At 61.7% G+C, this 17,852-nt stretch carries 12 protein-coding genes; 4 read left to right on the forward strand and 8 right to left on the reverse strand.

What is annotated here, in order from left to right; genetic code table 11:
* Positions 1 to 684: 684 nt before the first annotated feature.
* The 4 genes from Q0216_RS00270 to murA all read right to left on the reverse strand — a co-directional run bounded on the left by Q0216_RS00270 (position 685) and on the right by murA (position 5,549).
* Entirely contained in the window at positions 685 to 1,803 is a 1,119-nt protein-coding gene (locus tag Q0216_RS00270; RefSeq protein WP_298591907.1) for a D-alanine--D-alanine ligase family protein, read from the reverse strand.
* A 225-nt stretch (positions 1,804 to 2,028) separates the two neighbouring features.
* On the reverse strand, positions 2,029 to 3,147 hold the full coding sequence (locus Q0216_RS00275) for an NAD(P)H-dependent glycerol-3-phosphate dehydrogenase (protein ID WP_298591910.1): 1,119 nt from the start codon (positions 3,145 to 3,147) through the stop codon (positions 2,029 to 2,031).
* A gap of 111 nt (positions 3,148 to 3,258) precedes the next feature.
* Positions 3,259 to 4,116, reverse strand: a complete 858-nt coding sequence (locus tag Q0216_RS00280) for a 1-acyl-sn-glycerol-3-phosphate acyltransferase (RefSeq protein ID WP_298591912.1) — start codon at positions 4,114 to 4,116, stop codon at positions 3,259 to 3,261.
* Positions 4,116 to 5,549, reverse strand: a complete 1,434-nt coding sequence (gene murA, locus Q0216_RS00285) for a UDP-N-acetylglucosamine 1-carboxyvinyltransferase (protein WP_298591915.1) — start codon at positions 5,547 to 5,549, stop codon at positions 4,116 to 4,118. Before murA ends, Q0216_RS00280 begins: the two co-directional genes overlap by 1 nt.
* Positions 5,550 to 6,268: 719 nt before the next feature.
* Here murA and Q0216_RS00290 point away from each other — a divergent pair.
* Positions 6,269 to 7,717, forward strand: a complete 1,449-nt coding sequence (locus Q0216_RS00290) for a transcriptional initiation protein Tat (RefSeq protein WP_298591918.1) — start codon at positions 6,269 to 6,271, stop codon at positions 7,715 to 7,717.
* A 172-nt stretch (positions 7,718 to 7,889) separates the two neighbouring features.
* On the opposite strand, the gene leuD is transcribed toward Q0216_RS00290, so the two are convergent.
* A complete protein-coding gene (leuD, locus tag Q0216_RS00295; RefSeq protein ID WP_005505627.1) occupies positions 7,890 to 8,483 on the reverse strand; it encodes a 3-isopropylmalate dehydratase small subunit in 594 nt (197 codons plus the stop codon).
* Positions 8,484 to 8,509: 26 nt separating this feature from the next.
* On the reverse strand, positions 8,510 to 9,952 hold the full coding sequence (gene leuC, locus Q0216_RS00300) for a 3-isopropylmalate dehydratase large subunit (RefSeq protein WP_298591922.1): 1,443 nt from the start codon (positions 9,950 to 9,952) through the stop codon (positions 8,510 to 8,512).
* Positions 9,953 to 10,485: 533 nt separating this feature from the next.
* Here leuC and Q0216_RS00305 point away from each other — a divergent pair.
* Entirely contained in the window at positions 10,486 to 11,250 is a 765-nt protein-coding gene (locus Q0216_RS00305) for an IclR family transcriptional regulator (RefSeq protein WP_298591936.1), read from the forward strand.
* Positions 11,251 to 11,376: 126 nt separating this feature from the next.
* Here the strand turns inward: Q0216_RS00305 and Q0216_RS00310 are convergent, their stop codons facing one another.
* Positions 11,377 to 13,257, reverse strand: a complete 1,881-nt coding sequence (locus tag Q0216_RS00310) for a GTPase (RefSeq protein ID WP_298591925.1) — start codon at positions 13,255 to 13,257, stop codon at positions 11,377 to 11,379.
* Between the two features lie 86 nt (positions 13,258 to 13,343).
* Positions 13,344 to 15,281 carry a dynamin family protein gene (locus Q0216_RS00315; protein ID WP_298591928.1) on the reverse strand — a complete coding sequence of 646 codons (1,938 nt, stop codon included), beginning with the start codon at positions 15,279 to 15,281 and terminating at the stop codon, positions 13,344 to 13,346.
* A 641-nt stretch (positions 15,282 to 15,922) separates the two neighbouring features.
* On the opposite strand from Q0216_RS00315, the gene Q0216_RS00320 reads away from it, so the two are divergent.
* Both Q0216_RS00320 and Q0216_RS00325 read left to right on the forward strand, forming a co-directional pair.
* On the forward strand, positions 15,923 to 16,747 hold the full coding sequence (locus Q0216_RS00320) for a DUF6318 family protein (protein WP_298591931.1): 825 nt from the start codon (positions 15,923 to 15,925) through the stop codon (positions 16,745 to 16,747).
* A 267-nt stretch (positions 16,748 to 17,014) separates the two neighbouring features.
* Positions 17,015 to 17,852 (forward strand): DUF6318 family protein (locus Q0216_RS00325; RefSeq protein WP_298591933.1); only part of this gene is annotated, 838 nt, incomplete at its 3' end.

Raw genomic sequence — 17,852 nt, forward strand, 5'->3', positions numbered from 1 at the left:
GCGAGCGTAGGTACTGCCGTCCGAGAGGAAGATGCCGCGGTCGCGGCGGGGTCCAAGGTTTGACCTGCGGTGCCGACAGGGTTCGGCGGAAGCTGTGATGCTGCCTCCTGCACATCTTGAGCAAATGAGGCTACGTATGGGCTTCCGGAAGCAACCAGTGCTGTCGCCAGACTCGCAGAGACCACCTTACGGTTTCGTTTTCCCAAAGGTTGTCCTTGACTTTCTAATACGTTGTGAGTGAATAGATACCCAATCGCTAGGGCAGATTGGATATGCCTTCATCTATTCTACCGATTCGGCTTTTTCTTCATTACTCATTTTATCGCTTTCATACCAATCTTTGAGCTTCAAAATGTGCAAAGACCATCAACAATATCTTTTCATCACTTAGAAGCATCATTTCATGCACTTATGCGCAGAATTACGTTTTGCCTTATCAATACCGCTTTAGAACTTGCACTCCCCTATTTAAGTGACCTCGGGGCGAATTTAAGTGATTTTTCCCATGGGTGAAATTCGAGCGATTCTCATCAATATTTAGAGGCTAATACGTACCAATTATCCCTCCCGCACAGGCATCAACTTGCCCACAGTGCACAAAAACGCCCCGGTACAGATTCCCAAGAATCCGCACCGAGGCGCCTCTCAGCAGGGGCTACTCCCCCACTGCTACGTATTCAAGAACTAGCGCAGACCCAGGGGGCGTTCCATCGCCAGGGTCAGCAGCTCGCTAATCAAATCGGTGTAGGAAATACCGGTGTTCTCCCACATGGTCTTGTACATCGAAATCGGGGTGAAGCCGGGCATGGTGTTCACCTCGTTGATGATCAGGCGGCCATCCTCAGTGTAGAAGAAGTCCGCACGAGACAGACCCTCGCCGTCCAGCGCCAGGAACGCCTTCACAGCCAGCTCACGCAGGCGATCCTGCACATCCTGCGGCAGGTTCGCCGGGCACACGGTCACAGCGGAAGACTCAGAAACGTACTTTGCCTCAAAGTCGTAGAAGCCGTGGTCCTCGTCCACAACCTCAATCTCGCCGGGGTAGGATGCACGAGGCATCTCGCCGTGGTGACCGTCGAGCACAGCGCACTCAATTTCGCGGCCCACAATACCCGCCTCAATAATGATCTTCGGGTCGTGGCGGCGCGCCTCCTCAATCGCGGGTACGAGCTCCTCCACCGAATCCACCTTGGTAATACCGAAGGAAGAACCCGCGCGAGTCGGCTTCACGAACATGGGGAAGCCCAGCTTCAGCACGCGCTCCAGAATCTGCTCGCGGTCCTCGTGCTCCCACTGGCGGTTGGTGATGACCTCGTAGGGGCCGACCTCCAGGCCAGCAGACTCGAAAGCGACCTTCATGAAGTGCTTATCCATACCCACAGCGGATGCGGTCACACCGCAACCCACGTAGTGCAGGTCAGCCATTTCCAGCAGACCCTGCACGGTGCCGTCCTCGCCGAAGGGGCCGTGCAGCAGCGGGAACACAACGTCCACCGGCGCGGTGTGGGTAACGTTACCCTCAGCATCCACCAGGGTCAGGCGGGAATCGCCGGCACCCATCGGCAGGAACACCTGCTGGGTGCCCTCGGGGAACTCTGCGGTACCGCGAGTGCCAGCGGTCAGCTCGGCGAGCTGCTGCTCATCGGTCAGGTACCAGCGGCCGTCACGGGTAATGCCGATAGTGATGACGTCGTAGGCGGTGCGGTCAATAGCGCCCAGAACGCCGGCAGCGGTAATGAGCGAAATCGGGTGCTCGGAGGAGCGGCCACCGCACAGCAGGGCGACGGTCTTCTTCTCGGTCATATATTTCTCCTAGTCAATGTTCCCCTACCCTCAGGTCCGGAAGGAGGAACAGCAATGCGTCAATAATCCTAACGCACGAATACCGCCGCGGTCACCGATGCGTTTCTCACGCACCGATTTCCGCAACGGTATCCGTCCTTGGATGTCTACATTCAATCTTCTTCTAGTATGTCCTGGCACACACCACTATTCAAGGGGTGCCAGCACGCCAGAAAGCTTCAAAACCTAGTGGCCCTCATGCTTGAGGCGGCGGCCCAGCAGCTGAGGCGCCAGCTCCTCAATGCCAATACGGCCCGAAAGCACAGCCACCACAGCCTCAACAATGGGCATCTCCACGCCGTGACGGCGAGCCAACTCAGCCACCACCGGCGCCGACTTAATCGACTCAGCGGTCTGGCTCATGTGCTCGTGCAGGCGGTCAGGGGTAATACCCTGAGCCAGCAGACGGCCCGCCGTGTGGTTACGAGACAGCGGCGAAGAGCAGGTCGCAATCAAGTCGCCCATACCGGCAAGACCGCTCATCGTCGCAGCCTCGCCGCCCAACGCCACCGCCAGGCGGGTAATCTCCGCCAGACCGCGAGTCATAATGGACGCCTTCGAGTTATCGCCGTAATTGCGACCCTCGCAAATACCCACGCACAGGGCAATCACGTTCTTCACCAGGCCGCCAATTTCGGTACCCACCACATCCGTGTTGGTGTACGGGCGGAAGTACCCGCACGCAATCGCGTGAGCAACAGACTCAGCCACCGGCAGGGTACGAGCCGCAACCACGGAGGCGGTGGGCTCCTCCCCCATGATTTCCTTCGCCAGGTTCGGGCCCGAGAGCACGCACACGCGGTGCGGAATATGACCGATCGCGCGCACATCAGCGCCACGCAGAGCCATAGCCTCTTCCAGCTCCTCGGTAATGACCTGCGACATGCGCAGACCCGTACCGGTCTCCAGGCCCTTCGCCAAAGACACCAGCATGGCGTTCGGCTCAATATAGCGGGCGAAGCTCTGCAACTGCGAACGCAGAACCTGCGCGGGCAGGGCAAGAACCACAATGTCGGCGCCGGTCAGCGCCGCCGGGGCATCCGCCGTGAAATGCATGTTGTCCGGCAGCTTCATTCCCGGAAAATAGCGGGCGTTCTCGCGGGTGCGCTCGCACTCAGCCATCACCTGCTCATCACGACCGATGAGGGTCACGCGAGTGTCATCGCCGCGCTCACGGGCAGCGTCCGCCGCAATCTTAGCGAAAGCGGTGCCCCAGCTACCGGCGCCGAGCACCGCAATAGACTGTACGGTTGCCGGAGGGGTAAATTCAGGGCTTGCTGCGGGGGTGCGTCCAAAGAAGGTCACGAAAACACCATCTTCCTTGTGAGGTCCTTGGATGAGGTCCTTGGGTGAGCCCCCTGATAGGCGCCCGGTCGGGCACCTATCGGGGGCTCTCAATAATTCCCAGCGGGACTACTACTTTTCGTCCGGTTCGCCGAGCGCGCCACCGACCGGACCGGAGGGGGTGCCGGGGGCTTCACGACGCTTAGTGCGCGGGTTCCAACGACCCTCAGGAGCCTTCTCGCCGCGGATCTTCTCCAGCTCGGCGGTAATAGCATCCAGCATGGCGTCGGTGACCACGCCCAGTTCGGTGCGGGTGTGCTTAGCCTCGGGGCTGGCGTCCTCAACGAGGGAGGCGATGTCCAGCGCCTTACCGACCTTCACGCGGACGGTCTTGCGCGGGAACAGCGAAATCTTACGCTTCTCCTTCACGCGGCCGTCCTCGCCGGCCTCATCTACGTAACCGAGAATCTGCTCGTCCCCCCAGTGCGCCACCGGGAAGACGGGCGCACCGGTCGCAAGAGCCAGACGAGCCGCGCCAGTACGCGCCTGCATGGGCCACAACTGCGGATCGTGGGTGGTGGTGCCCTCCGGGAAAATTATGACGGCACCGCCAGCCTCAACAATCTTGCGGGCAGTAATCAGGGACTTACGCGCATCCACCGAACCGCGAACCACGGGAATATGCGCGAGCTTGCGCATAATGTAGCCGAGCACGGGAGCGCGGAAGAGCGAATCCTTCGCCAAGAAGCGCGGCAGGGCGCCCTCAACGAAAGCAGGGAAAGCCACGGTCACCGGGTCAAGCTCGGTGGTGTGGTTAGCCACGATAATGTACCCGCCGCTCTTGGGCAGGTTCTCACGGCCGGCAATCTCAACGCGTGCGATGAGCATGTACAGCCCGCGCGCAGCGTTACCGAGCACCTTGTACAGAGCATCGCCGGAGGCGGTGGGCTCAATCTCAGGCAGAGCCTGCTTTCCCTGCTGTCCGCTCACTAGTCCTGAACCTCAACTTCCTCGGGCTCAACAACGACGATTGCGGCATCGGGCTTGGGAGCCTTCGGCGCCTTGCGTGCCAGCACCTCAAAGTTGGCGCCCAGGCCCTTGAGCTTCTCCTCGAAGTTCTCGTAGCCGCGAGCAATCAGCTCAACACCGCTTACGTGAGAGGTGCCCTTAGCCGCCAGAGCAGCAATGATGTGGGAGAAGCCGCCGCGCAGGTCCGGAACCTCAATGTCGGCACCGGTCAGCGGGGTGGGGCCAGAAATAATAGCGGAGTGGCCGTAGCTCTTACCCTCGAAACGGCAGGGTGCGCCGCCCACGCAGTCACGCATGACGACAATATCTGCGCCCATCTGCTTCAGGGCGTTGGTGAAGCCGAAACGCTCCTCGTACACGGTCTCGTGCACAATGGACGCGCCCTTAGCCTGGGTCAGCGCCACAACGAGGGGCTGCTGCCAGTCGGTCATGAAGCCGGGGTGCACGTTAGTCTCGAAGACGATGGGCTTCAGCTGAGCACCGGGGGTGCGCTGAGCCGGGTGGGTGAAGCGGATACCCTCGGCGGTCACCTCGTACAGGCCGCCCATCTTGCGGAACTGGTTCAGGAACGCGGTCATATCCTTCTGAGCTGCGCCGCGCACGAAAATGTCACCGCCGGTAGCCAGAGCCGCAGAAGCCCAGGAAGCGGACTCGTTACGGTCGGGCAGGGAGGTGTGATCGTAGCCGGTCAGCTCATCCACGCCCTCAATGACGATGGTGCGGTCCTCGTTGATGAAGATGATGGCGCCCATCTTCTGCAGAACAGCAATCAGGTCAACAATTTCGGGCTCAATCGCTGCATTGCGCAAGATGGTCTTACCCTTAGCGCGCACGCCGGTGAGCAGAACCTGCTCGGTAGCGCCCACAGAGGGGTAGTTCAGCACAATCTCTGCACCCTTCAGGCCCTCTTCGGGAACGATCAGGGTGGTGCCGGTTTCGTCGTCCTTCTCAACGACTGCGCCGAACTTGCGCAGTGCAGACATGTGGTAGTCGATGGGTCGGTCACCGATCTTGCAGCCACCCAGGTTGGGGATGCGTGCGGTACCGAGGGTGTGCAGCAGCGGGCCCACCATCAGAATCGGGATACGGGAGTTACCACCGAAGAGATGAATCTCCTCTGCATTCTTTGCAGCGGTGGTTGCATCCTGTGCGGGGTTGAGGGTCAGAACACCAGCTTCGCGGTCGTAGTCGACCTTTGCGCCGTGCAGCTCCACGAGGGTGGTAACGATTTCGACATCGCTCAGGTCAGGGACGTTACGCAGGGTCGAGGGGGTCGAACCGTGCAGTGCTGCGACCATCGCCTTGGGCACCAGGTTCTTGGCGCCTCGAACGTGGACCTCGCCAACGAGCGGAGTGCCACCTTCAATGCGAAGCTTGCTGATGTTCTCAGTCATTAAAAATCCTTTGTGGAGTCGGCTGGTTTATGCCGAACTTTAACAGTGTGCCGATGCGCCGCGTTCTCATACGCTCATACGTGCCGTGCCCTCTGCCGGTAGCGGGGTGAAACGGGCGCATATATTCATCATTATTCTAAGCCCTGCGTAAAGGTGCTCCAAACACCGAAGAGCCTTTGGAACTCGTGACTGGGATTTTGCTCCGTTGTGTGTGTGATAAACCGCTCTGACCCCCCCCCAGATTCAGTGCCGGAAAAACAAAAAGATACACAAACATTCACACTAATGCAAACATTTTCTGGTTCTTCGCCGAAATTTGACGCCAGTTTCGTCTTTTTGACGCACGAATTTGAACTTGAGAGTAACCTCACCCCTACAATAACGTGCACACTCGTGCCTGCTGAAGAGAGCCTCCACTCTCAAGGAGGAGCCAATCAGCTCTCAATTGCGGCATCGGCGCCGGCATCGCCGTTGCTCCATGCAGTACGGAGCCTCACGGCAGCGAACGGGCGTGCATTCACTGCATACAACTTTGCGATGATGCCCAACCACAACAGTTCGGCTTCCTGCTTCACTTCAACTTCAAAAATTCACTGCAACTTCAAAAATTCACCTCAACATCACCGTAAATATTCGAAAGTCAACTAAAAACCAGGGCACATCGCAACCAACCACAGGTCACTTCGCGGCTGCATCCGCGAACTACCGAAGGACCCAATATGACACATCACAATACTGCATCAACCATTTCGCGCCGTCGCCTCGTACAGGGTGCGGCATGGAGCGCCCCCGTTATCCTCGCCAGCGCAACCGTCCCTGCATGGGCGGCAAGCGGCGAGCCCACCTGCGCCCCCGCCCTGACCCTCAAGCCGACCGCAACCGGCTTCGACGACAAGGCCGGCGCATACACCGAATGGCTCGTTCCTGAAGGCGTTGGACGAGTCCGCTTCGACCTCGTGGGAGGTGCCGGCGGTGCCGCATCCTCCTTCACCCCCAGCTACCTAACCGACGTCACGAACGCATCCCTAGCTGGCGGCGGTGCCGGCGCGCAGCTCAGCGGCGTTCTGGCGGTCAAATCCGGCGATATCCTGCGCGTCTGGGCGGGTAACGGCGGCGTCGGTTCGGCAGCCGGCGCGCAGCCCGCACTCGGCGGCGAAGGCTACGCAGCGGGCGGCGACTCCACCGGCTCCAGCACCGCAACCGGCACAGCGCAGGTAGTGGGTACTAACAGCGGCTACGTGTACGGTGCATCCGGCGGCGGCTCCTCCGCGGTCGAGCTCGTCCGCGACGGCGCAGTCACCGTCGTAGCCGTTGCGGGTGCAGGTGGCGGCGGCGCACAGCTGGGAACCCTCACCACCCACCAGAGCTTCTTCGATACCCAGCCCAAGGATCAGCTGAACCCGGCACTGCGCGTGGCACTGGACAGCCGCGACGCATCCACCACCGCAGGCGGCAGCGCAGGCGGCGACCTGGGCACCGACAACACCGGTCAGGGCGGCATGCTCATGGCAAGCCCCTACCAGGAATTCAAGCCCCTGGAAGAGGACGACAAGACCCTCGACATGCGTTTCGTGGTCACTGGCGGTACCGCCGGTCGCTCCGGCGTCGCGGGTACCCTCGGTGAGGCATTGATCGGCGTCCTCGACGAGAACAACGAGCTGAAGCTCCTGCCCATGTCCGAGCCCTGGTTCGATTCGTACAGCTTCCCGCGCTACTACCGCTACGAGGGCGACTCTGTGTATGAGGGCGAGAAGGGCACCGGCGGTGCGGATGCTACCGGCTCCTACCGCGGTAAGGGCGGCTCCGGCGCTCTGCTCTCCCACACCTACGGCAAGCTCTCCCTCACCACCGTTGCTTCCGGCGGAGGCGCCGGCTACGGCGGCGGCGGCGCAGGCCTGAACATCTGGACCGTCGGTGCGTACCGCGAGGGCGTTTTCGGCCGTCAGGTGCAGTTCGAGAGCGAAGGCAACATCTACTCGCTCAGCTCTCTGAGCAGCGGCGGCGGCGCAGGCGGCAGCTACATTAACCACGAGGTGGTTTCTGATTTCGCTCTTGCCACCGCGCAGAACGCAAACCCGACCGCGGGCGTGCGCTCCCCCGGTTCGGCGGCGCTGTACAGCTGCACCGAGAACGCGACCCTGAAAACCCCCATCACTGAGGGTGCCTAAGCTCTAGGTCGTACATAAATGCGCCTCCCCGGAAGCAGATGCTCCGGGGAGGCGCATTTATATGTGTACCGCTATATATGCCACGGTTTTTGGGTGCGGAAAAGCTCGAAGGCGACGACCGATTCAGTCGCCGCCTTCGAGCTTTATATCTCTAAGTTTTAGAGTTCCCTACTTAGAGCTCCTGAGTGCGGGGCATCCAGGAGGGGCGCTTCGCCTCGTACGCCTCAATAGCCTCGAGGTTCTGCAGGGTCAGACCAATATCGTCCAGGCCCTCCATGAGGCGCCAGCGCACGTAGTCGTCAATCTCGAAGGGAACAACCAGCGCGCCCACGGTCACGGTTTTGGATTCCAGGTCAACGGTGATCTCGGTGCCGGGCTCGTGCTCCAGCGCCTTCCAAATCAGCTCAATATCGTCCTGTGCAACCTGCGCGGTGACCAGGCCCTGCTTACCGGAGTTGCCGCGGAAAATATCGGCAAAACGAGCAGAAATAACGACCTTGAAACCGTAGTCGCGCAACGCCCACACGGCGTGCTCACGGGAAGAACCGGTACCGAAGTCCGGGCCCGCAACCAGCACGCTACCGTGCTTGTAGGGCTCCTGGTTCAGGATGAACTCGGGGTCCTTACGCCAGTTAGCGAAGAGGGCATCATCGAAGCCGGTCTTGGTCACTCGCTTGAGGTAGACGGCGGGAATGATCTGGTCGGTGTCAACATTCGAAGAACGCAGCGGCACGCCAATGCCGGTGTGCTTAATAATGGGTTCCATAATGGCTCCTTAGCTATAGCGGCGTGCTAGGCCACGACGTCGGACGGGGCGGACAGGGTACCGCGCACAGCGGTTGCGGCGGCAACCACCGGGGAGACCAGGTGGGTGCGGCCACCCTTGCCCTGGCGGCCCTCAAAGTTACGGTTCGAGGTGGAGGCGCAACGCTCACCGGGCGCCAGCTGGTCGGGGTTCATGCCCAAGCACATGGAGCAGCCAGCAAAGCGCCAGTCGGCACCGAAGTCCTTGAAGACCTTGTCCAGGCCTTCTGCTTCTGCCTGCGCGCGGACCTTCTGGGAGCCGGGCACGACCATCATGCGTACGTTCTCGGCGATGGTGCGGCCACGCACGATGTCCGCCGCGGCGCGCAGGTCCTCGATGCGGGAGTTGGTGCAGGAGCCCAGGAAGACGACGTCCACGGGGATTTCCTTCATGGGGGTTCCCGCCTCCAGGCCCATGTATTCGAGGGCGCGTTCTGCTGCGACCTTGTCGTTCTCATCCTCAAAATCGTCCGGGGAGGGAACAGCGCGGCTCAGCGGAATACCCTGACCGGGGTTGGTACCCCAGGTGACGAAGGGTTCGAGCTCGTCAGCGTTGATGAAGATTTCCTTGTCGAAGACGGCACCTTCGTCGGTGGGCAGGCTCTTCCAGTACTCGACTGCCTTGTCCCACTCTTCACCCTTGGGTGCGTGCTGGCGGCCCTTGATGTACTCGAAGGTGGTCTCGTCGGGGGCGACCATGCCGGCACGTGCGCCCGCCTCAATGGACATGTTGCACATGGTCATGCGGCCCTCCATGGAGAGGGAGCGGATTGCGGAGCCGCGGTATTCGAGCACGTAGCCCTGACCGCCGCCGGTGCCAATCTGCGCGATGACGGCGAGGATGATGTCCTTGGCGGTCACGCCGGGCTTGAGGGTACCTTCAACATTGATTGCCATGGTCTTGAAGCGTGCCAGGGGTAGGGTCTGGGTTGCCATGACGTGCTCCACCTCGGAGGTGCCAATACCGAACGCGAGAGCGCCGAACGCACCGTGGGTGGAGGTGTGGGAGTCGCCGCAGACGATGGTCATGCCGGGCATGGTCAGACCGAGCTGCGGGCCGACCACGTGCACGATGCCCTGTTCCTCGTCGCCGAGGGAGTGGATGCGCACGCCGAATTCCTTGGCGTTGCGGCGCAGGGTCTCGATCTGGGTGCGGCTGGTCAGGTCGGCGATGGTGCCGAAGATGTTGTCGGTGGGGGTGTTGTGGTCCTCGGTGGCGATGGTCAGATCGAGGCGGCGCAGGGGGCGGTTCTCGATGCGCAGACCTTCGAATGCCTGGGGCGAGGTCACTTCGTGCAGTAGCTGCAGGTCGATGTAGAGCAGGTCGGGCTTGCCGTTTTCACCGGGGACGACGACGTGTGCGTCCCAGACTTTTTCTGCCAGGGTGCGCGGACGGGTGCCCGCGGTGGTTGCGTTCTGTTCGCTAGTCATGCTTTCTCCTGCTTGATGCGTTCCTACGGTGGATGCGTTCGGTGTGATGCGTGCCGCTGGTTTTGGGGATTGAGAGGCGGATTATGTACCCGATGGGACCCTCAAACCGGTATTTCCCTGCGGCGTGTCGCACATTTTTTCACGGATTCTTAGCCTGTGAGACGGCCTAGAAACACCCCGAACCAGCGAGTGTTTTTGTGTGGGTTTATTCTATGACTCCAGGGTAATTTTGCGGGATTATCCGCATTTTTCTGCGACTTTTCGCATATTTTCACCCATAAACCCACATAAACACTTATTATGAAAAGCTCATAATTTATCCCGTAGGGGGTGATTCCATCTTCAACTCTGCACCCAAAAGAGTCCATGAAGTCCGGGGTATCTTTCATATTCTGAGATAGAATATAAGAATGACTCCTTCCGCATCACGTTTTAACGCACACGGAATGCGTCACCCCAACGCATCCACACACCACAACACACCGGTTGTCGACCCCGTCAAGCCGCCCGAACACATGGCCGCCGACGAGCAGATGGTAGAGGTACACTCCCACGGCTCCTCCGGCGTTGGCGTGCTCGACAAGGCGACCCTCATCCTTGACTGCCTCGAGGCAGGACCCGTATCTCTGGGCGACCTCGTCAAGGCAACCGGCCTGGCGCGCCCCACCGCGCACCGCCTCGCCGTGGCGTTGGCACATCACCGCCTCGTAGCCCGCGACGTGCAGGGACGCTTCATGCTCGGCCCCCGTCTGACCGAACTCGCCTCCGCCACCATTTCTGATGAGCTCATCACCGTGGCAGACCCGATTCTGCAGAAGCTCAGCCTCGAAGCTGACGAGTCCACCCAGCTGTACCGCCGCCAGGGCGACTGGCGCGTGTGCGCTGCGACCGCCGCACGCCCCTCCGGCATGCACGAATCTATTCCGGTCGGTACCCAGCTGTCCATGCAGGCTGGCTCCGCCGCCCAGGTGCTGCTGGCGTGGGAAGACCAGAACCGCATTGTTGAAGGCCTGCGCGATGCGCACTTCAGCGCCGCCATGCTCGCAGCTGTGCGCCGCATCGGCTGGGCGCAGTCCGTGGGTGAGCGCGAGCGCGGTACCGCCTCGGTGTCCGCTCCGGTGCGCGCTCCCGGCGGCAAGGTGATTGCGGCTGTCTCTATCTCTGGCCCGATTGATCGCATGACCCGCCAGCCGAACCGCAACTACCCCGAGCTGGTTGTCAAGGCCGCTCAGGCGATTACTGACGGTTTGCGTGAGCTTTCTGCTTCTCACTCAGCATCGGATGCTGAGGAAAGCTAAGGCTCTGTTGTAGATAGTTTTATCGAAAAGAATCCCTCCCCGCCTCATTGAGGTGGGGAGGGATTCTTTTACGCGCTCTTAGCCTGATGCGGCTTATTCCGATGCGGTTTTTGAGCTGATATGCCGCTAAATATTCAGCGCCTTGCGGTAGGCGGTGAGGCGCTTAGCTTCCAGCTGCACCGGGGCGACCACGCAGGACTGTACCGCCTTCTCAACGCCGGTCTGCAGCCGGCCGCGCAGCTTCCGTGCGTAGTAGCGTGAGCCCATGGCGGTGAGCAGCCTGCCCACACCCGCCGAGGCGATGCCGAGGAGTATGCCCAGCAGCAGAAGCAGGGTCGGCAGGGGCACCGGGGAGCCTTCGGGAGTCGGGGCGGGCGGCAGTTGAATCTGCAGGTACGCCATGCCGGAGATGAGGGTCAGCCAGCCGACACCTACCAGGGCGCTCAGTAGCGCGATCCACTGCAGGGTATTGAAGATGACCCAGGGAGCGCGGGTGCGGCCCAGACCGTAGTCGATGCGCACCATGTCGCGTTCGAGCAGTTCGGGTAGCTCCGCCTCGCGGGAGAGGGCGGCTTCCTTCATGCTGCGCTTCCACGGCTCGTCGATGCGGGCCGCCATCTGCTTGCTGTATTGGCGCACGGCGTTTGCCATGCCCGCCTTCTGCGCGGCGCTCAGCGGCGGTAGCGAAGATGCCACCAGCTCGGGCGCATTCTCGCTCTCGGAGCCGAGCATGCCCGCGGGCTTCTCAGCCTTGGAGGAGCTCTTCTTCTCATCCTGCTGCCCCAGGTGCAGTCGGCGCAGGGGGTCGGCTTTCAGGCGGCTCATCCAGCGGGTGAGGATCCAGCCGGTGTGCTGGCCTGCGGTGCGGCGGTAGGAGGCGGTTGCTGCCTGCAAAACCTGTTCTGCCTGGCTGGAGGTGTAGCATGCCTTCACGAGCTTCTGTTCCGCTTCGAGGGCGTAGGCTCCGGCGAGCACGGTCCCCTCTCCCCCGGCATAGGCGCGCAGCTGGGATGCGGTGGCGCGTAGCTGCGCGTCGGTTCGCTGCAGGGACAGGCTCTTGGCGGCGGCTACCTGGGCGAGCAGGTCGCGAAGCACCTCGACGCCCTCACCGGTTCGCGCGGAGACGGCGAGGGGTGCGGCGAGCAGGTGCGCTTCGGTGCCCTCAGCCTGGAGCAGGCGGGTGAGGGATGCCAGCACGGCGGGCACCTCGGCGGGTGCGAGCTTGTCCGCCTGGTTGAGCACGCAGAGCGCCTGCGCGCCGGAGGTGGCAAGCGGCACCATGAAGTCTCGGTGGATGACGGCGTCGGCGTATTTTTGGGGGTCGACAACCCAGACGAGTACGTCCACGTAGCGCATCATGCGGGCGGCGAGGTCGCGGTTGGTGGTGGTGACCGAGTCGAAGTCGGGCATGTCCAGCAGAATCAGGCCGCCGGTGCGGGTGCGCATTTCGCCGCGTCCGCCTACTGCGCGGCGGATGCGGTTGAAGAGTCCGGGTGCCGGTTCGGTGACGGCGTTGGGTGCCACCGCTCCCCCGGCTGCTTCTCCCCCACCTGTTGCTCCCCCGACTGCTTCTCCTTCGGCGGCGAGCGCCTGAGTTTGCGGGTAGACGCGCTTGTCAATGCCGAGCCAGTCGAGCAGTTCTTCGCTGCCTTCCGCCTCCCAGATTGCCGCTTGCACGGTGGAGGTGGTCGGGCGCGTGGGTGCGGAGAGGGCAATATTCTGCCCGGCGATGGCGTTGAATAGCGTGGATTTGCCGCTGCCGGTCGCGCCGAAGAAGCCGATGACGGTGTGTTCGGTGGAGAGCTCGCGGCGCTGGCTGAGGCGTTCGAGGGTTTCGGCGGCGTCGAGCAGGACGGTTTCGGGGACTCGTCCTTCACCGTAGCTGATGGCTTCCTTTAGGGATGCGACGGAGCGCGCGAAGGGCGAGGTCGCCACGGCGGGGGTGGTGCCGGGGGTGGCGCCTCGCTCGGTATGGCGCTCAGCGGGTTTGTTCTCGGGGGTAGTCATAGTGCGTTTTTCTTCGTCTGTGGTGCGCTTCTGGTGGTGCGTTGTGGAGATGATCTGATGACAGGCGGTTGAGCGCGCTGCCCCGACTACGCTGTAGCCGACCAGGGGGCCTGAGCGCCCTGTGTCTGCGCCCCCTTTGCCTGGGCAGCTTGGCTCTGCGCGCTCATCTCCGCGGCGATTTTCTGCACCTGCTCGGCGGCGCGGTGAATGTCCTCAGCCTCAGCCTGCGGGTCGGTTTCTTCCAGCACGGCGGTGAAGGGCTGAGCGTGCTCGGTGAGCAGATCCGCCATGCGTTCGAGCAGGTCGGTGCGGGCGCGGGTCGCCATACGGCGCACCGCATCTTCACCAAAGATAGACTCGAGCAGCTTGGTGCCGACCACGCCGCTACCGCCGGCAATACCCGCCTCAATACCGGTAATGCCGCCGGTGAGGCTGAACGCGGCGACCATGAGCATCACGGCGGTGGCGTTCACGCCCAGGGAGAGAAAACGGGCACGTTTGCGCTTGTCGGCGCCTTCTTCACGGATCATTTCGAGGACTGAGCCCTGCCAGAGGCGAATCTGCTCGGCAACGGCTGCAGAGAAAATGTCCTCGGCGGACTGCATTTTACCCTTCGCATCGCCGTCCACATTCTGTGCGGGTGCGGCAGATACAGCCTGCGGCGCAACTGCAACAGCCTGCGGCGCATCAAGGCGCGCCAGCAGGGAGCGTCCGGCGCGGCTGGCACGCCAGCGGGTGCGGGTGTTTTCGGAGGCGCGGGCGGCCGCATCCAGCACGACGGCGTGGATGCCGCTTTCGAGGGCGTCTTCTACCTTCTGGGCGGCGGCGGGCTGACCTCGCAGTGCGGAGCCGACTCGGTCGCGCAGGCGACCGATGGTGCTGTCGAGGGAGCGGAAGAAGTCGCCGGTTCCCACGAAGTCGTGCCAGCGCGAGAGCACTTCGCCGCGCAGCAGGGAGCCGTCAGAGAGGGCGCCGTCGATAGTAGTCAGCGCATCCTCGTATTCTTCGGCGGCGATGGCGGCAAGCGAGTGGTGCGCCGCCTGCTGGCGTGCCTGTTCGTCGGCGAGCACCTGCAGGTTACCGGCGAGGGTTTCGACGGCACCGGCGAGGGTCTGCCGGGCGATGGCGGCGCGGGCGGGTGCGTCGGCGCCGAGTTCGCGGATCCACAGGGTCAGCGGGGCAAGGCTGACGGGGGCGAGCATGCCGCTTTCGTCGCGCGGCTGTTCGGTGACGGTGTGAATCAGTACGGCGTGGATTCCGGCCTCGTCGAGCATGCGTCGCAGGTCGTTTTCGATAGCCTCTTCGTCGCCTTCGGGCACGCGATTGAGCACCACGGCAATGGCGATGGAGCGTGCGGCCGCTTCGTGGAGCAGTTCCCAGGGCACCGCGTCGGCGTAGCGGTTGGCGGTGGTGACGAAGAGCCACAGGTCAGCGGCGGAGAGCAGTTCCTTGGCGAGGGTGCGGTTTTCCTCAGAGACGGAGTCGATATCGGGCGCGTCAATGAGCGCAATCCCCTGCGGTAGCGCCGAGGTGGTAATAGGAATGAGGGCACGCGCAATCTTCGGGTCGAGACCGGGTAGCGCCTGCGATCCGGCGTTCATGCCGGAGGTGCGGGTGCGCGGCAAGGTGGGCAGGAAGCGTTCGGGTGACAGCGCCGCCTCGTCTTCTGCGCGGTGCAGGAGAACGGGGTGGCGGGTGGTGGGCCGAATCGCGCCGGACTGGGTGAGCGGCTCGCCGAGCAGGGTGTTGACGAGGGTGGATTTGCCGGCGCCGGTGGAGCCTCCGACCACGATGGTGAGGGGGTTGTCGACGCTGGCGCTGCGCGGCAGGATGTAGTCGTCGAGTTGGCGTGCCATGGCGGCGAGCAGGGTACGCGCGGTGGCGGTGCCCTGTTCGGCGGTGCCGTCGTGGGCGACGGCGTAGGGGGTGCCGGGGGTTTCGCCGGCTTCTACATCGAGCGGGAGGGGGATTCGAGTGAGCAGTTCGCGAGCTGCTTTGAGCTGCGCATAGTCGGTGGTAGTCACAGCGCTATTGTCCCATAGGGTGCATCTGCTTTATGCCATGCGTGGGCGTTGTGGTGGGCACGTTGCGACTGCGGGGAGTTTGGCGGCTCGTACTGAGGTGTTTTTGAGGGGTGTTTGAACAACTCTGAGGGGTTGTTTTAGTACCTTTGAGTTGTGGTGCAATAACTCCAATATGAGATTGATTCGCTCAAGAGAAGATTGAAAAATCCCTAAGTTTCTAGGGGAAACAGCAGATTTTAATGCGGTTATCCCAAACACATTGGTACGTTTTATAACCCGCATAAAACGGGCAAATATTAAGATTTGATAACTTTTTACGCTCAGGGGCAGATATGGTCTTTTCGAACCTAAAAGTACGCTTAGAATCATTGAGCACGACACCCAGGCAGGTCATAACCACACCGATTCCCTCAGGAGGCTTCTGGCCTGCCCTTTCTATTGCATCCGTACTCACCGCGGTATGCCACACATCGGGAACGCTCACCGAACCTCACGCAACTGCATGCAAAATTTATTGCCGTTGGGGTTCACTGCATCCGAGCTACCCGTTATTGCCTGCCCGTCTTTACTCTTGCGAAAGGTTGCGTATGTTCGGTTCGCTGTCACGCCGCCATCTTCTTGCTCTTTCTTCCGGAGCAGCATTGAGTGCACTCGCAAGCGCCTGCAGCCCCGCCGTTTCTCGCCCTCAGCCGATTAGCGGATCTTCTCCCGCTAGCACCGAACCGGCGCCTCAAAGCACCCAGACCCAATCTGCAACCACCACGCGCAGTATTACGTACGCTGAGCCTCTGCCTGCATCGGCTCTGGATGGTCGCGGACCGGCTCTTCTGCCGGATCAGTTCTTTGAGCGTTCCGGAGACTTCTCGAACGGCACCCTGAGTCATCGAGCCGTCAATGTCCCCCGCCCCACCATGCCCCCGGAAGCTAAAGAGCGCACCGTTGAGGGCCTGCACGCTTTCCTGCAGTACTGGGGTGCGGCACAGAACTATATGCTCCTCACCGGCGACACCGACCCCTTCATGAATCTGCCCGGCCAAGAGCACTTCAGCAACATGGCGCAGATGTACCGCGATATTTACCGCTACAACATCGGCTGGCTGGTCTCTAAGAACAACCACCCCATGTGCATTAACCTGAGCTCCCCGCAGCCGGTGCCCGCCACCGAGCAGGACGTCTACTGCTGGAAGGCAACCCTGAAGGTGGATGAGAACGCGTTCCTGTTCAACCAGGAAACCCGTCAGCGCGAGCAGCTCACCGGCATCTACGGCAGCAACCAGAAGGCGGACGCTTACGTCTACTTTGGCGAAGAGGGCTGGCAGATGCTGGAGGATCCGAAGTCTTCCCCGAGCGCTACCGCCACCCCTGCGGCTAACGCTACACCGTCCACGAATACTCCGAGCGCCCAGCCGACCCCGAATGAGGGCACCTCGTCTAAGGCGGCTCGTTATATTCGAGGCTCAGCCTAAAACTTCTTTGCATCCGTGCCTCAAAGAACCCGTCATATTGGGTGATATGAGGCACGGATGAGGGCTTTTATTTGTGTGCCACGCGTGAAATCTATAGGCTAGGGCTAGATGAGGTCCGCCCATTGTCGCCTCAATACGCCTCCGCCCGTCCCGCGGGTGACTGTTTCGCCGCCTCCGATGGGGGTGTGATGTTAGGCTGAGGACTAGGGCGTGAGCTCTTCACCTATCACCGATACTTCCGCATCACAGCACATTCAAGGGGATCATATGATTCACAGCCGCCGCCACTTTATTGCGCTCACGGGCACCGCCGCCCTGGGCGCGATGCTTGCCGCTTGCGGTTCCAAAAAGACTGCGGAGGCGACCGCCTCCCCCACTCCTTCCGCTTCGATTGCGGGTGCCTACGATAACCTGTCGGGCGAGTTGAAGTGGACCAAATTTATTCCCGGTAATGGCGCTACTCCGATGAGTAGCACCGACCCGGAAACCGGTCAGGTGTACACGATTGAGCCGACCGCTGGTCCGGCAAGCGTGGATTCTAAGGCGAGCTTCGTGCCCATCCCCGTTGAGGATGAGAGCATGTATGAGAAGAACGCCCGTAGCCTACGCGCCACTTTCGCGTATTTTGCGGCGGCGGTGAACTACGCCCGCATGACCGGTGATCCCGGTCCGGCTCTGCAGGTGGTGCATGAGCATAATTCTGTTCAGCGTGCTTCTTTGGAGAAGCTGCGTGCGTTCTATGCGACTGGCACGAGCTGGCTGGTGGGTGGCGAGTGGACTTTCCGTCTGACCGATAAGCAGCCGACGACCCGCGGTACGAAGTATTCGTGGGCGTGTACTGTTACTCAGGCGCACGGTCTGCAGGTTGAGAAGGCGACCAATACGACCAAGCCCCTGGAGGACACTGAGGCCCGGGAGATTACCGCCCTGTACGCTGAGTACGATGAGGAGGCGAAGCGCTGGTTGGTGATTTCGCCTCAGCAGTACGATCCCGCGTTGACTCCGAAGCCGACGCAGACTCCGCGCGCGCATCCTTCGTCGACCTATACCCCGACGGTGACTGATGACAGCACCGTGGCGGCTAATGGCGGCGCGAACACTGGCA

The organism is uncultured Rothia sp. (assembly GCF_937976295.1).
In the GTDB taxonomy this organism is placed as follows: domain Bacteria; phylum Actinomycetota; class Actinomycetes; order Actinomycetales; family Micrococcaceae; genus Rothia.

Coding starts and splice junctions, on each gene's coding strand:
- Q0216_RS00270 (WP_298591907.1), bottom strand. CDS start 1,803: ATGACCGAGAAGAAGACCGTCGCCCTGCTGTGCGGTGGCCGCTCCTCC.
- murA (WP_298591915.1), bottom strand. CDS start 5,549: ATGACTGAGAACATCAGCAAGCTTCGCATTGAAGGTGGCACTCCGCTC.
- Q0216_RS00290 (WP_298591918.1), top strand. CDS start 6,269: ATGACACATCACAATACTGCATCAACCATTTCGCGCCGTCGCCTCGTA.
- leuD (WP_005505627.1), bottom strand. CDS start 8,483: ATGGAACCCATTATTAAGCACACCGGCATTGGCGTGCCGCTGCGTTCT.
- leuC (WP_298591922.1), bottom strand. CDS start 9,952: ATGACTAGCGAACAGAACGCAACCACCGCGGGCACCCGTCCGCGCACC.
- Q0216_RS00305 (WP_298591936.1), top strand. CDS start 10,486: ATGGTAGAGGTACACTCCCACGGCTCCTCCGGCGTTGGCGTGCTCGAC.
- Q0216_RS00310 (WP_298591925.1), bottom strand. CDS start 13,257: ATGACTACCCCCGAGAACAAACCCGCTGAGCGCCATACCGAGCGAGGC.